Source organism: Phenylobacterium aquaticum (assembly GCF_022695515.1).
Lineage (GTDB): Bacteria > Pseudomonadota > Alphaproteobacteria > Caulobacterales > Caulobacteraceae > Phenylobacterium > Phenylobacterium aquaticum.
Map to the genome: position 1 here is coordinate 100,221 of NZ_JALDPT010000015.1, position 14,524 is coordinate 114,744.

Below are 14,524 nucleotides of genomic sequence, written 5' to 3' on the forward strand. Positions count from 1 at the left end.
CGCCACCCGCCTTCGCGCCGATCTCCGTTGCGCGCGCGCGTCTGCCTGTGCCAAGCCCAGCACATGCCTGAACTCCCAGAGGTCGAAACCGTTCGCCGCGGCCTGCAGCCGGTGCTGGAGGGCCGCCGCCTGACGCGCGTCGAGGCCCGCCGCCCGGACCTGCGCTTTCCGTTTCCCGAGGGCTTCGTCCAGCGCCTGACCGGGGCGCGGCTCGTCGCCCTGAACCGCCGCGCCAAATATCTGATGGCCGAACTCGATCGCGGCGAGACCCTGGTCATGCATCTGGGCATGAGCGGCCGTTTCGAGATCGCGCGACCGGAAGGCGCCGTGCGCCCCGGCGAATTCCACTACGCCGCCGACCCGAACCCCAAGCACGCCCATGTGGTGTTCGAGACCGAGGACGGCGGGCGCGTCACCTATTACGACCCACGCCGGTTCGGCTACATGGACCTGATCGAGACCGCGACCCTCAACGACCATCCCTGGTTCAAGGGGCTGGGCCCGGAACCCCTGTCCGAGGCCTTCGACGCCCGGCGCCTGGAAACCGCCTTCGCCGGCCGCAAGCAGGGCCCCAAGACCCTGCTGCTCGACCAGAGGGTCGTGGCGGGGCTGGGCAATATCTATGTCTGCGAGGCCCTGAACCGGTCGAGGATCTCCCCCTTCCGGCCGGCGGGCGAGATCCCGCGCAAGAAACTTGGGCCGCTGGTCGAGACCATCCGCGAGGTGCTGGGCGAGGCCATCGAGGCCGGCGGGTCCACCCTGCGCGACTACGCCGCCGCCGACGGCGCGCTCGGCTATTTCCAGCATCGGTTCCGCGCCTATGACCGGGAGGGCGAGACCTGCCTCAATCCCGGCTGCGGCGGGACCATAGCCCGCGAGGTCCAGGCCGGACGGTCCACCTTCTTCTGCCCGCGCTGCCAGAAGTGACATGGCGCCCCGCCGCCTGAGCCCCTAGATTCCGGCTCATGTGGAAGCTTACGCGCCTCTGGGCGACCCTCAGCGGCCTCGCCGCCGCCCTCGCCCTGGCCTCGCCGGCCCTCGCCAAGCCCCCGGTCTGGATCGTCCGCGACGCGGATTCGGAGATCGTGCTGTTCGGCTCGATCCATGTCCTGCCGCCCGGACTGGATTGGCGCCCCGCCGCCCTGGACCAGGCCATGGCCGCCGCCGACGACATCTGGTTCGAGCTGCCGATCGATCCGGCCTCGGAGGCCGAGACCGGCCGGCTCGCCGCCGCCAAGGGCTATCTGCCCGCTGACCAGTCCCTCAACGCCCTGCTCTCGCCCAAGGCCCGGACCCGGCTGGCCGCGGCCTGCGTGAAATATGGCCTGAGCCCCGACCAGATCGATCGCCTGGAGCCCTGGTACGCCGAGGTCGCCCTGGCCGTCGCCCAGTTCCGCGGCGAAGGGGCCAATACGGATGTGGGGGTCGAGAAGACCCTTTCCGCCGCCGCCCCGGCCACCGCGGCCCGCCGCGCCTTCGAGACCCCGGCCCAGCAGATCGACATGTTCGACGCCGCCCCGCGTGCGGCCCAGGTCGCCTCGCTGGAGGAAAGCCTGGCCGAGCTGGAGACCGATCCCAAGGCCTATGGAAAGCTGCTGTCGGCCTGGATGAAGGGCGACGTGCGCCGGCTGGACAAGGAAGCCCTGGCCCCCCTGCGCCGGGCCTCGCCGGCCATCTTCGAGCGCCTGGTCACCGCCCGCAACAAGGCCTGGACCCAGACCCTGGACGCCCGGCTGAAGGGCAAGGGCCGCACCGTGGTGGTGGTCGGCGTCGGCCACCTGATCGGCCCCGGCGGCGTGCCGGCAAGGCTGCGGGCGCTTGGCTATTCGGTCGAGGGGCCTTAAGCCGCTTCCAGACCAAAACTGGAGCCGGACATGGCCTATGACACCCTGCTCGTGACGACCGAAGCCGGCGTCACCCTCATCCGCCTCAACCGGCCCGAGGCGCTGAACGCCCTGAACAGCCACCTCCTGGGCGAGCTCTGCCAGGCCCTGGACGCCGCCGAGGCCGACCAGGCCGTCCGCTGCCTGGTCCTCACCGGATCGGATCGCGCCTTCGCCGCCGGCGCCGACATCAAGGAGATGTCGGACAAGTCCTATGCCGACATGTTCAAGACCGACTTCTTCGGCGCCGCCGCCCGGCGGATCGAACAGTTCCGGAAGCCGATCATCGCCGCGGTCGCCGGCTACGCCCTGGGCGGCGGCTGCGAGCTGGCCATGCTGTGCGACTTCATCATCGCCGCCGAGACCGCCAAGTTCGGCCAGCCCGAGATCAATCTCGGCGTCGCCCCCGGCATCGGCGGCACCCAGCGCCTGACCCGCGCGGTCGGCAAGTCCAAGGCCATGGAGATGATCCTGACCGGCCGAATGATGGACGCCGCCGAGGCCGAGCGCGGCGGGCTGGTGTCGCGCGTCGTCCCCGCCGACAAGCTTCTGGACGAGGCCCAGGCCGCGGCCGCCAAGATCGCCGGCCAGTCGCCGCTCGCCGTCATGATGAACAAGGAGCTGGTCGAGGCCGCCTTCGAGACCACGCTGACCGCCGGGGTCGCCCTGGAGCGGCGCCTGTTCCACTCCCTCTTCGCCTTCGACGACCAGAAGGAGGGCATGGCCGCCTTCATCGAGAAGCGGAAGCCCGACTTCAAGGGCCAGTAGCCTGTGCGGCTGATCGCCTTTGGCGACAGCGTCGTCGCCGGCGCCGGCGACCCGGACCATCTGGGCTGGGTCGGCCGGGCCCTGGCCGGACGACGTGAGATCACCCTCTATAATCTGGGCGTCCGGCGGGAGACCTCGTCCGACATCGCCGCCCGCTGGCGGGCCGAGGCCCTCCCGCGGATGACCGCCGACGAGCCCATGCGGATCGTCTTCGCCTTCGGGATCAATGACGCCAATCTGGCGGACGGGGCGCCGCGGGTCAGCGCGGTCCAGACGCTGAAGAACGCCCAAGCGATCCTGACCGCCGCCCAGGCGCTCTGTCCGGTCCTGATGGTCGGTCCGCCGCCGGTGGCCGACGCCGGGCTCTGCGCCCGCGTGGAGGCCCTGGGCGAGGCCCTGATGGCGCTCTGCGGGCGGCTGAGGGTTCCCTATATCGACGTCTTCCGTCCCCTCGCGGCCGGGGGCCTGTGGCAGGCCGAGGCGCTCGCCTGGGACGGCGCCCATCCCGGCGCCGGCGGCTATCAACAGCTGGCCGACCTCGTCGCCGCCCACCCCGCCTGGCTGCGATTCACCGCGGTGTCAGATTAGCTCAGCCAGCGCATTGACCCGGCCGGGCCCTTCCCGTATATCCGCGCCTCCATTTTACCGCCGGGCCTTGGGGTCGGGCGCGATCCGTTTTGAGAGCTGAAGCATGGCCAATAACCCCGGCGCCAAGAAAGCGGTCCGCAAGATCGCCCGTCGCACGGAAGTCAACAAGGCGCGCCGCTCGCGCGTTCGCACCTACCTGCGCAAGTTCGAAGAGGCCCTGGCCGCCGGCGACGCCGGGCTCGCCAAGGCGGCCTTCGTCGAGGCCCAGTCCGAGCTGATGCGGGCGGTGTCCAAGGGCGTGGTTCACAAGAACACCGGGTCGCGGAAAGTGTCGCGCCTGGCCGCTCAGCTGAAGAAGCTGGCCGTCGCCTGAACTTTCGGCGCCAGCCCTGTGGCTGGCCTATAAGTTCCTGAAATTACTGCGTTAAGTGACACACCCGCTGACCGAAAGGTTGGCGGGTGTTTCTGTTCGCCTCACCCAAAATGGTGGGTGTCCTGCGACAAAGGCGCTCAGTTAACGGAAGGTCAAAAACGGGATTCCCTTGCCGCGCGAGGGCTCGTTTTGAGTCAACGAAAATATCCGCAAAATGGGTGAAGAATCTCCGTTGACCCCCCTCCGCCCCTGGCTAGTGTTCAACCTCTAAAGACGATCTTCCATCTGAACTCGGATGAAAAACCCGACGGCGAGAGTCTACTCTCACGACGGCTAGGAGATTGTTTTTCTTAATCTAAGGCCGATCGGGTCGTGGGGGCCCGGCCGGCCCGGCTGTTGACAGGGGTGAATTTCAGATGACGAGCGGGGGGATCGCGGAAACGATGGCGACGTCGCCGGCCGGGGCTGTCTGGACGAAGACGTGCCAGGCCCTGAAACGCGAGTTGGGCGAGGCCACCTTCGGCTCCTGGCTTGGTCAGGCCGCGCTGCGCGAGCACGGCGACGATGTCTGCCTGGTCGCCGCCACCGGCGTCGCCCGTGACTGGATCCGCCGGCACGCCTGGCGTCGCATCGGCGAGCTCTGGGCCCAGAACGACCCCATGGGTCGTCGCCTCGACCTGAAGTCCCGGATGGAGTTCGACGCCCTCGGCGGCGTCGCCCCCATCCCCGCTCCGGCGTCCGCCGCGCCCGTTTCGGCCGCTGTGACGTTCACGCCGGACGACACCGGTGTCATCGAGATCGAGGTCGACCTGGCCGCGCCTGAGCCCGCCAAGGCCGCCCGTCAGCAGGGCCTGCAGGAACGCTTTTCCTTCGAGACCTTCGTCCCCGGCCCGGCCAATGAATTCGCCTTCGCCGTGGCCCGCCGCGTCGCCTCCTGGGCGGACGGCCATTTCAATCCGGTCCTGTTCCACGGCCCCTATGGCTTCGGGAAGACCCACCTGCTGAACGCGCTCGCCTGGGAGGCCATGCGCACCGGCCCCGGCAAGCGGGTGGTCTATCTGACCGCCGAGCGCTTCACCTCGACCTTCGTGAAGGCCCTGCAGGACCGCCAGACCGCCGCCTTCAAGGAAGAGCTGCGCACCGCCGACCTGTTGCTGATCGACGACGTCCAGTTCGTGGCCGGCAAGTCCTCCACCCAGGAGGAGCTGTTCCACACCCTCATCGCCCTGGTCGAGGACGGCCGCCGCGTGGTCATGACCGCCGACCGCTCGCCGGCCGAGCTGTCGGAGATGGAGCCGCGCCTGCGCAGCCACCTCCAGGCCGGTCTGGTCTGCGGCATCGAGCCCGCCGACCGCACCCTTCGCCTGGGCATCCTGGAGCGCAAGCTGGCGACCCTGGCCCAGCAGGGCCGCTTCGTCCCCTCGGCCCGCGCCGAGGTGCTGCAATTCCTCGCCGACCGCTTCACCGACAGCGTGCGCGAGCTGGAAGGGGCCCTCAACACCCTGGTGGCCCGCGTGGGCGGCGAGATCGCCCGCCTGACCCTGGACGAGGCCCAGGCCATCCTGCGGCCCCACCTGGCCTGCAATGACCGTCGGGTGACCGTCGACCAGATCCAGAAGGCCGTGGCCGAGCACTATCAGCTCAAGCAGGCCGACCTGATCTCCGAGCGCCGCGCCCGCGCCGTGGCCCGGCCCCGCCAGGCGGCCATGTGGCTGGCCAAGCAGATCACCACTCGCTCCCTGCCCGACATCGGTCGCCGGTTCGGCGGGCGCGACCACACCACGGTGCTGCACGCCGTCCGCCGCATCGAGGCGCTGAAGGCCGAGGATCCGGCCCTGCAGCGGGACCTGGACGTGCTGCTGCGAAAGCTGCGTGGGTGAGGAGCGGCGTTCCGCTCTTGCGGGGCGCATGCGATCGACAATGGTTTGTCGATCGTCGCGACGAACGCCCGGAGCGCAAGCGGAGGGCGGGAAGTCCTCCAACAGGTTGAAATGCAGAAGGCCCGCCCTCACCGGCGAGCCTTTCGCGTTGCGAAGCCTTCTCCCTCGCCCCGCGTCGCGGGGAGAGGGTTGGGGTGAGGGGCTGGCGGATCGACCAGGCTCAGAGCCTATCGCGCCACACCTAAGTCACCGCTCGCCCAAGAGCGAGCGCCCCTCACCTAACCTCTCCCCGCAAGCGGGGAGAGGAAGTGATCAGCCCGCCCGCGCCGCATAGGCCTGGAGCATGGCCGGATAGTCCGCCATCCCGGGAAATTCGTCGAAGCTATAGGCGGCCGGCAGGGCGACCCAGGAAAGCTTGTCCTTCACGCAGGTCTCCATGAACGGGGCAAACCCGGCAGGCTCGTCCAGCAGGGTCGCCCGGACATTGACCAGGTGGGGCGCATCGTCGGCCGGGTGAACATCCAGCTCATGCAGTGCGGGCAGTGGAAGTGCTTGGGCGAGCCATGCAGGCCGCCGATCACCGGCTCGCCCGCCGTGACCGTGAACCCGGCCGCGGGAACCAGGACGCTGAGCGAGAAGGCGCTGGCGGTCATGCGCTGGCAGCCGCGGCAATGGCAGGCCATGGTGATCAAGGGCGGCGCGGAAATCTCGAACCGGACCTGGCCGCAGCGACAGCCGCCGGCGAGGGGAAGCGGGGGCATGAGGTCCTCCTGGGATGATGCCGCCCCAGCACGCGCATGACCCTGTCCGGCCCGCAAGCCCGTCCTGAAACCAAAAGGGCGGCCGCATCGCTGCGGCCGCCCCCTGAAGTCTTTGGCTGAGTGAGGAGACTTTACGCCTCTTCGGTCTCGGCGCCTTCCTTCTTGGAGAGGTCTTCGCCGGTTTCCTGGTCGACGACCTTCATGGACAGACGGGTCTTGCCGCGATCGTCGAAGCCCAGGAGCTTCACCTTCACGGCCTGACCTTCCTGGAGGACGTCAGAGACCTTGCCGACGCGCTCGTTGGAGATCTGGCTCACGTGAACCAGGCCGTCCTTGGCGCCGAAGAAGTTCACGAAGGCGCCGAAGTCGACGATCTTCACGACCTTGCCGGTGTAGATCTGGCCGATCTCCGGTTCCGAGGCGATGGACTTGATCCACTCCTTGGCCGCGTCGATCTTGGACTGCTCGGCGGCCGCGATCTTGATCGTGCCGTCTTCGCCGATGTCGATCTTGGCGCCGGTCTCGGCGGTGATCTCGCGGATCACCTTGCCGCCCGAACCGATCACTTCACGGATCTTGTCGACCGCGATCTTGATGGTTTCGATCTTGGGCGCGTGCTCGCCCAGCTCGGCGCGCGGGGCTTCCATGGCCTTGGCCATTTCGCCGAGGATGTGCTGACGCCCACCCTTCGCCTGTTCAAGAGCCTGCTTCATGATCGCTTCGGTGATGCCGGCGATCTTGATGTCCATCTGCAGCGAGGTGATGCCGTCCTCGGTGCCGGCGACCTTGAAGTCCATGTCGCCCAGGTGGTCTTCGTCACCCAGGATGTCCGACAGAACCGCGAAGCCGTCCTTCTCGAGGATCAGGCCCATGGCGATGCCGGAGACCGGCTTCTTCAGGGGCACGCCCGCGTCCATCAGGGCCAGCGAGGAGCCGCAGACCGAGGCCATCGAGGAGGAGCCGTTGGACTCCAGGATCTCGGAGACCAGGCGGATGGTGTAGGGGAAGTCTTCCTGGCTGGGCAGCATGGGGCGGATGGCGCGCCAGGCAAGCTTGCCGTGGCCCACTTCCCGACGCCCGGGAGCGCCCATGCGGCCCGTTTCACCCACCGAGAAGGGGGGGAAATTGTAGTGCAGCATGAACTTCTCGTAGTACTTGCCTTCCAGCGCGTCGATCAGCTGCTCGTCGTCGCCGGTGCCCAGGGTGGCCACGACCAGGGCCTGGGTTTCACCACGGGTGAACAGGGCCGAGCCGTGGGCGCGGGACAGAACGCCCACTTCCGAGACGATCTGGCGGACCTTGTCGACGGTGCGGCCGTCGATGCGGATGCCGGTGTCCAGGATGTTGCGACGAACGACGTCGGCTTCCAGCTCCTTGAACACGCCGCCCAGCTTGTCGGGGGCGTAGCCGGTCGGATTGGCGTCGGACTTGCCGAACTTCTCGGTGGCCTTGGCCTTGGCGGCGGCCACGGCGTCCTGACGGGCGCCCTTGGCGACGATCTTGTAGGCCGCGGCCAGATCCTTGCCGATCAGCTTCTTCACTTCGGCCTTGATGGCGTCGGTGTCGTCCGGGGTGAACTCGAAGGGCTCCTTGGCGGAGTGTTCGGCCAGTTCGATGATCGCGTCGATCACCGGCTGGATGCCGTTGTGGGCGAACATGACGCCCTTCAGCACTTCGTCTTCGCTCAGTTCCTGGATCTCGGATTCGACCATCATCACCGCCTCGGCGGTGGAGGCGACCACGAGGTCCATCTTGCTTTCCTTCTGCTCGTCGAGCGTCGGGTTCAGCACATATTCGCCGTTGATATAGCCGACGCGGGCGCCGCCGATCGGGCCCATGAAGGGCGCGCCGGAGATCACCAGGGCGGCGGAGGCCGCGACCATGGCGACGATGTCGGGATCATTTTCCAGGTCGTGGGCCAGCACGGTGCAGACCACCTGGACTTCGTTCTTGAAGCCCTTGACGAACAGCGGGCGGATCGGACGGTCGATCAGGCGCGAGGTCAGGGTTTCCTTCTGGCTCGGCGCGGCTTCGCGGCGAGGGAAGGAGCCGGGGATCTTGCCCGCGGCGTAGAACTTTTCCTGATAATTGACGGTGAGCGGGAAGAAGTCCTGACCGGGCTTCGCGCTCTTGGCGTAGACGGCGGTCGCCAGGACCATGGTCTCGCCATAGGTGGCCAGGACGGCGCCGTCGGCTTGACGGGCCATGCGGCCGGTCTCGAGGGTCAGCGTCTTACCGCCCCACTCGATGGTCTTTCTTTTGATGTCGAACATTTTCTCTTCTTTCTCGTCCCGCGGGCGTATTCCCGGCGGGGGCGGACAGGGCGTCGGACTTCCGAAATCCTCTCCAGACGACAGGCGGTGAGGATCTCGTTGAACCCTCGGCGTGTAGTGACCGGCTTCCATCCGAAGGAATCCGGTTCGCCGCCTGACCCCGGCCTGTCACGGGGCGAAGCGGCGCTTTAGTCGCAGTACCTGATACGCAAAGCCCCCGGTTTCCCGGGGGCCGACCTTGGTCTTAGCGACGCAGGCCCAGCTTCTCGATCAGAGCCTGATAGCGGCCCTCGTCGGACTTCTTCAGGTGGTCGAGCAACGACCGGCGGTGGGAAACCAGCTTGAGCAGGCCCCGACGCGAGTGGTTGTCCTTCTTGTGCATCTTGAAGTGCTCGGTGAGATTGGCGATCCGTTCGGACAGGATCGCCACCTGCACTTCAGCGCTGCCGGTGTCGGCCTCGGTGCGGCCGTGGGTCTTGATGAGGTCGGCCTTGCGGTCGGTCGTAATCGACATCGGTTAGTCTCCGCTCTTGTCCAGATGGAAGACCCGCGTGGGCTCGAGCTTGCCCGCACGCATCTCGCAGAGCGCCACCATCACGCCGCCGGCCAGGGTTGAAACGGTTCGAGAACCGGGCGTGAGCCGGGCTTTCAAGGCTTCGACCTGTCGGGGAACGAGAACGATCGGTCGTCCCTGCTTTAATCTGAAAGCGTCTTCGGCGGTCACGGCCAGCTCCGGGATGTCGTCCAGGGCGGTCTCAACCGGAAGCAGGTGCTCCAGATGCGCGGCCTTATGCCCGAATTCCTCAAGCAATTCCAGCGTTATCGCCAGGTCCTCGGTGAAGGGGCCGACCCGCGTGCGGCGCAGCGCGCTGACATGGCCGCAGGCGCCGAGCGCCAGGGCCAGGTCGCGGACGATGGCGCGGACATAGGTGCCCTTGCCGCACTCGATCTCGATCTCGATGTGGTCGGCGTCGGGGACGTCCGAGACCCGGGCGTTGTGGATCACCACGGGCCGGGGCTTGAGCTCCGGCGTCTCCCCGGCGCGGGCCAGGTCATAGGAGCGTTCGCCATCGACCTTGATCGCCGAATAGATCGGCGGGATCTGCTGGATCTCGCCGACGAAGGCCGGCAGGGCGGCCTCGACCGCGGCCCGGTCGGGGCGCACGTCGGACTGGTCGATGACCTCGCCCTCGCGGTCATAGGTGGCCGTGGTCCGGCCCCAGGCGATGGTGAAACGATAGGCCTTGTCGGCGTCGACCAGGAACGGGACCGTCTTGGTCGCCTCGCCGAGCGCGATCGGCAGGATGCCGGTGGCCAGGGGATCGAGGGTGCCGGCGTGGCCCGCCTTCTGGGCGTTGAACAGGCGGCGGACCCGGCCCACGGCGTGGGTCGAGGTCAGGTCATAGGGCTTGTCGAGGCAGATCCAGCCGGAGACGGCCTCGCCCTTCTTGCGGCGGGCCATCAGGCGTCGCCGTCTTCGTCGTCGCGGGCCTCAAGGTCCTGGCGCACGCGCGGGTCGTCGAACAGCCGCATCAGCCGGGTGGCCTCGTCGAAGCTCTCGTCGTGCAGGAACTTCAGGTCGGGGGTGAACTTCATGTCGATCATCCGGCCGAGGCGCCCGCGCAGGAACTTGGCGTGGCGGTTCAGGGCCTTGACCACCTGGGGCGCATGGCCGCCGCCGAGCGGTTCGATGAAGCAGTTGGCGTGGCGCAGGTCCGGGCTCATCCGGATCTGGGTGACGGTCACCGACACGCCCTCCAGGTCAGGATCGGCGAAGTCTTCCTCGCGGAGGATCTCGACCAGGGCGTGGCGGACAAGCTCCCCGGCGCGCAGCTGGCGCTGGGTGGGGCCGGCGGGCGCAGGGCGGCCGCGGCTGATGGGACGTTTCATAGGATCTCGGCCTCGATGAGCCTGAGGCGGGGATCGGACGCGCCCTCAGGGAAGGCGCGGCTTCTAGTGCGAGGCCGCGCCCTTGTCCACCGTCGGCGCCGATCAGGCCCCGGTCCGTTCCTTGAAGAAGGCGATGACCCGTTGCTCGGCGGCCTTGGACGGCCCGTCGTCCTTCAGGTGAATGGTCAGGACCGAATGGGGCGGGCGTTCCGAGGGCCGGGCGTCCTCGTCCTCCAGCTCGATCGCCTCGAACTTGTCGCCGAACTCGCGCTTGTAGGTCTCGAAGCGAGCGTCGGGGACCAGGGCGTCGCTCTTGAACCTCAGGCCGATCATCGACAGGCCCTCGTCAGCGAACCTCTGCTTGGCGCAGGCGATCTCGCGGGGCGAGGCGTCGATGCCGGCGGCGCGGGTCTTCGAGCCGGCCGCCATGGGCATGGAGGGCTGGGACAGGACCGGCGCCACCACGCTGGGCTCGGTCATCATGGCTAGAGCGAAGCCGCCGGTGAAGCACATGCCGACCGCGCCCACGCCCTTGCCGCCGCATTCGGCGTGGGCCTTGCGGGCGAGCGCCCGCAGCCATTCGACCACCGGGCTCGACTTGCCGGCCTGCCAGACATTGAACTCGCGGCGGATGCAGATGGCGTTGAACATGGAGCCCAGCGCATAGCCCGTGGTCACCGGTCGCCCCGGTTCGCCGAACAGGCTGGGCAGAAACACCGTCATGCCCTGGGCGGCCACCCGGTCGGCGAAGGCGACGACCAGGGGGTGGAGGCCGGGGATCTCATGGATGATGATCACCGCGGGGCCGGAGCCCCGGCGATAGACCGGCCGGGTCCAGGGGCCGTCGGTGAACTCGAACTTCTGGTACTCGGAAAGCGCCGCCTCGTAGCCCATCACGTCCCCCTGTCGGTTTGGGGGAGCTTGGCTGATCAGAGCTTGATGCGCAGCATGGAAATGTCGCCCTCGAAGCCGGAAAGCTTCCAGACCCCCTGGGTCTCGGTGAAGATCAGCATGCAGGGGCCGTTCTTGGACTTGGTCGCGCAGACCCGCCCGTCCTTCAGCGGCTTGAGCGAGCCGGCGATGGCGATGGCGCCCGGCAGGGGGGTGTCGGGCTTGTAGCCGTAATATTCGGCCACCTGGCGGAACACCCGGGGCTGGACCAGGGCGTCACCGGCGATGTCGGCCAGGGCCGGGGCGAGCATGGCGCCGAGCGCCTTCCAGCTGTCCTTGCCCTTCATCTCATGGGTGCGGTCGACCAGGCGGCTCTCGATCTCGGCCTTGAGCGCCGGGCGGTCGACATGGGCGTCGAAGGCCGTGCGGTCATTGTCGCGGATCGAGACCAGCAGGGCGTGGACGTCGTTGGCGGCCGAGAGCCGCTGGGCCGTGGCGCAGGCCGAGAGGCCGAGCGCGAGGGCGATCACCAGGATGAGCCGCACTTTGATCTCCTCTGTCCCCGCCGATCGGTTAGGCCAAAAATGGGGTGGCTTCGTGGCCTTCGCCAGGGCGTTTCATACAGTTGTTGAACAGGTGGCCCTAGGGGGTTCGATATATCGAAAGGGCCCCCTCGATTCCTCGAGGAGGCCCTTTCAGATGTCGATCCGGTCCCGGGGGGACTAGAGGCTGCGCTTGACCTCTTCGAGGGTGAAGCACTCGATGGTGTCGCCTTCCTTGATGTCCTGGAACCCTTGGAAGAACATGCCGCACTCCTGGCCGGACTGGACCTCGTTGACCTCGTCCTTGAAGCGCTTGAGCGTCTGCAGGGTGCCGAGTTCGAGGACCACGATGTCCTTGCGGATGATCCGGACGCGGGCGCCCTTGCGGACGGTGCCTTCCGTGACCTTACAGCCGGCGACGCGCCCGACCTTGGTGATGTCGAACACCTGCAGGACTTCGGCGTTGCCCAGGAAGGTTTCGCGTTGTTCCGGCGCCAGCATGCCCGAGAGCACGCCCTTGATGTCGTCCAACAGGTCGTAGATCACCGAGTAGTAGCGGATCTCCACCCCCTCGCGCTCGGCGAGCTGGCGGGCTTGGCTGGAGGCGCGGACGTTGAAGCCGAGGATCGGCGAATTCGCCCCCTTGGCCAGCATGACGTCGCTTTCGCTGATCGCGCCGGCGCCCGACAGGATGATCCGCGCGCGGACCTCGTCGGTGCCGATCTTGTCCAGCGAGCCGACAATGGCTTCGGCGGAGCCTTGCACGTCGGCCTTGATGATGACCGGCAGCTCCGAGACCTTCTTGTCCTGCAGCTTGGCCATGAAGTCGGCCATGGTCACGCCGGCGTTGGTCGGGGCGCCGGCCTTCTCGCGCTTCAGACGGGTGCGGTAGTCGGTCAGCTCGCGGGCGCGGGCCTCGTTCTCCACCACGGCGAAGGCTTCGCCCGGCGCCGGGGTGCCGTCGAGACCCAGGATCTCCACGGGCACCGACGGACCGGCGCTCGGCAGCTGTTCGTCGCGCTCGTTGAACAGGGCGCGGACGCGGCCGAAGTTCGAGCCAGCCACGACGATGTCGCCACGCTTCAGGGTGCCGCGCTTGACCAGCACGGTCGAGACGGCGCCGCGACCGCGGTCGAGCTTGGCCTCGATCACCACGCCGTCGGCGGTGCGGTCGGGATTGGCCTTCAGGTCCATCAGCTGGGCCTGCAGCAGGATCGCCTCGATCAGATCGTCGAGACCCATCTTCTGGGTGGCCGAGACCTGGATCATCTGGGTGTCGCCGCCCAGGCTTTCCGCGACGATCTCGTGCTGGAGCAGCTCGTTGATCACGCGGGTCGGATCGGCGCCCGGCTTGTCGATCTTGTTGATGGCCACGATGATCGGGGCGCCCGACGCCTTGGCGTGCTGGATGGCCTCGATCGTCTGGGGCATGACGCCGTCGTCGGCGGCCACCACCAGCACCACGATGTCGGTCACGTCGGCGCCGCGGGCCCGCATGGCCGAGAAGGCCGCGTGGCCAGGGGTGTCGAGGAAGGTGACGGACTCGCCGCTTTCCAGACGCACCTGATAGGCGCCGATGTGCTGGGTGATCCCGCCATGTTCGCCGCTGGCGACATCGGCGGACCGCAGGGCGTCCAGCAGCGAGGTCTTGCCGTGGTCGACGTGGCCCATCACGGCCACGACCGGCGGACGCGGCAGCAGATGATCGTCCACGTCCTCGGCGCCGATGAAGCCTTCTTCGACGTCGGCTTCCGACACGCGGCGGACGGTGTGGCCGAATTCGGTGGCCACCAGTTCGGCGGTGTCGTTGTCGATCACGTCGTTGATCTTCAGCATCACGCCCTGACGCATCAGGAACTTGATGATGTCGACGCCGCGGGTCGCCATCCGGTTGCGAGCTCGGCCACGGTGATGACGTCGGGGATGACGACTTCGCGGGCCGCGCGGGCCTGCTCCTGGCCGCCGCCCTTGCGCTTTTCACGTTCGCGTTCGCGCGCCCGACGGACCGAGGCGAGGGAGCGCATCCGTTCGACGGCGCCCTCATCGTCACCGGCCACGGCCTGGATGGTGAGACGGCCTTCGCGGCGCTGAGCGGCGCCCTTGACCCGGCTGATCGCCTTGTTGGCCGGGGCGTTCGCCGCCTTGCGGCGCGTATCGTCATCATCGTCGGGACGACGGTCGAGATTGGCCGAACCGGGCCGCGGGGCCTGGCGGGTGGCGCGTTGAATTTCCGGCGTGGCCGGCGGGGCGTTGGGCACAGCGCCCCGGCCCGGCGGGCGCGGACCGCCCGGACGGGCGCCGTCGCGGCCCGGCACCGGACGCGGCGCGAGCGCCGAATAACGGACGGTGTCGCCGGACGGACGCGGACCGCGATCCCCCTGCGGACGATCGCCTTGCGGACGGTCGCCCTGCGGACGCGGACCCCGGTCGCCCTGGGGACGGTCGCCTTGCGGGCGATCGCCGGCCGGGCGCTGGAAGCCGCCGTCGGTGCGCGGCGCGCGCTGACCGAAATTGGCGTTCTCGAAACGGCCGGCGGAGCGGTCGGGACGATAGGTGGTGGTGGACGGCCGGTCGTCGCGGCGTTCGCGGGACGGCTCGTAGCTGCGGGTCTGGCCGGCCTGGGGCGCGGGGCGCGGGCTCTCGGCCTGGGGACGGGGGCGCATGGGCCGGCGGGG

General features: G+C 68.3%; 13 protein-coding genes and 1 pseudogene. 6 read left to right on the forward strand and 8 right to left on the reverse strand.

The annotated features are described in order from the left end of the window. The first annotated feature begins 63 nt into the window (after nt 1–63). The 6 genes from mutM (at nt 64) to dnaA (ending at nt 5,492) form a co-directional block, all read left to right on the forward strand. A complete protein-coding gene (gene mutM, locus MQH10_RS12945; protein WP_242564451.1) occupies nt 64–927 on the forward strand; it encodes a bifunctional DNA-formamidopyrimidine glycosylase/DNA-(apurinic or apyrimidinic site) lyase in 864 nt (287 codons plus the stop codon). A 38-nt stretch (nt 928–965) separates the two neighbouring features. Further along, nucleotides 966–1,844: a TraB/GumN family protein gene (locus MQH10_RS12950; protein ID WP_242564452.1), complete on the forward strand. Its 879-nt coding sequence runs from the start codon at nt 966–968 to the stop codon at nt 1,842–1,844. A gap of 30 nt (nt 1,845–1,874) precedes the next feature. After that, the gene (locus MQH10_RS12955; RefSeq protein WP_242564453.1) at nt 1,875–2,651 is read left to right on the forward strand and encodes an enoyl-CoA hydratase; all 777 of its coding nucleotides are present in this window, start codon (nt 1,875–1,877) and stop codon (nt 2,649–2,651) included. 3 nt (nt 2,652–2,654) lie between these two features. Beyond that, the gene (locus MQH10_RS12960; RefSeq protein WP_242564454.1) at nt 2,655–3,239 is read left to right on the forward strand and encodes a GDSL-type esterase/lipase family protein; all 585 of its coding nucleotides are present in this window, start codon (nt 2,655–2,657) and stop codon (nt 3,237–3,239) included. A 103-nt stretch (nt 3,240–3,342) separates the two neighbouring features. Next, nucleotides 3,343–3,612, forward strand: coding sequence for a 30S ribosomal protein S20 (gene rpsT / locus MQH10_RS12965; RefSeq protein ID WP_242564455.1), 270 nt, complete (start codon nt 3,343–3,345; stop codon nt 3,610–3,612). Between the two features lie 416 nt (nt 3,613–4,028). Beyond that, nucleotides 4,029–5,492 carry a chromosomal replication initiator protein DnaA gene (gene dnaA, locus MQH10_RS12970; protein WP_242564456.1) on the forward strand — a complete coding sequence of 488 codons (1,464 nt, stop codon included), beginning with the start codon at nt 4,029–4,031 and terminating at the stop codon, nt 5,490–5,492. A gap of 422 nt (nt 5,493–5,914) precedes the next feature. On the opposite strand, the gene MQH10_RS12975 is transcribed toward dnaA, so the two are convergent. The 8 genes and pseudogenes from MQH10_RS12975 to infB form a co-directional block, all read right to left on the reverse strand. Continuing rightward, nucleotides 5,915–6,253 (reverse strand): GFA family protein, encoded by a 339-nt coding sequence (locus tag MQH10_RS12975; protein ID WP_242564457.1) that lies wholly within the window; start codon nt 6,251–6,253, stop codon nt 5,915–5,917. Between the two features lie 131 nt (nt 6,254–6,384). Next, nucleotides 6,385–8,526: a polyribonucleotide nucleotidyltransferase gene (gene pnp / locus MQH10_RS12980; protein ID WP_242564458.1), complete on the reverse strand. Its 2,142-nt coding sequence runs from the start codon at nt 8,524–8,526 to the stop codon at nt 6,385–6,387. 244 nt (nt 8,527–8,770) lie between these two features. Next, nucleotides 8,771–9,040, reverse strand: coding sequence for a 30S ribosomal protein S15 (rpsO, locus tag MQH10_RS12985; protein ID WP_242564459.1), 270 nt, complete (start codon nt 9,038–9,040; stop codon nt 8,771–8,773). Nucleotides 9,041–9,043: 3 nt separating this feature from the next. After that, nucleotides 9,044–9,988: a tRNA pseudouridine(55) synthase TruB gene (gene truB, locus MQH10_RS12990; RefSeq protein ID WP_242564460.1), complete on the reverse strand. Its 945-nt coding sequence runs from the start codon at nt 9,986–9,988 to the stop codon at nt 9,044–9,046. Beyond that, on the reverse strand, nt 9,988–10,416 hold the full coding sequence (gene rbfA / locus MQH10_RS12995) for a 30S ribosome-binding factor RbfA (RefSeq protein ID WP_242564461.1): 429 nt from the start codon (nt 10,414–10,416) through the stop codon (nt 9,988–9,990). The genes truB and rbfA overlap by 1 nt, the downstream gene beginning before the upstream one ends. 102 nt (nt 10,417–10,518) lie before the next feature. Next, nucleotides 10,519–11,310, reverse strand: a complete 792-nt coding sequence (locus MQH10_RS13000) for a dienelactone hydrolase family protein (protein ID WP_242564462.1) — start codon at nt 11,308–11,310, stop codon at nt 10,519–10,521. Nucleotides 11,311–11,345: 35 nt separating this feature from the next. Beyond that, the gene (locus tag MQH10_RS13005; protein ID WP_336605096.1) at nt 11,346–11,852 is read right to left on the reverse strand and encodes a DUF2939 domain-containing protein; all 507 of its coding nucleotides are present in this window, start codon (nt 11,850–11,852) and stop codon (nt 11,346–11,348) included. 177 nt (nt 11,853–12,029) lie between these two features. Continuing rightward, nucleotides 12,030–14,524, reverse strand: a pseudogene (infB, locus tag MQH10_RS13010) (translation initiation factor IF-2); the annotation flags it as partial.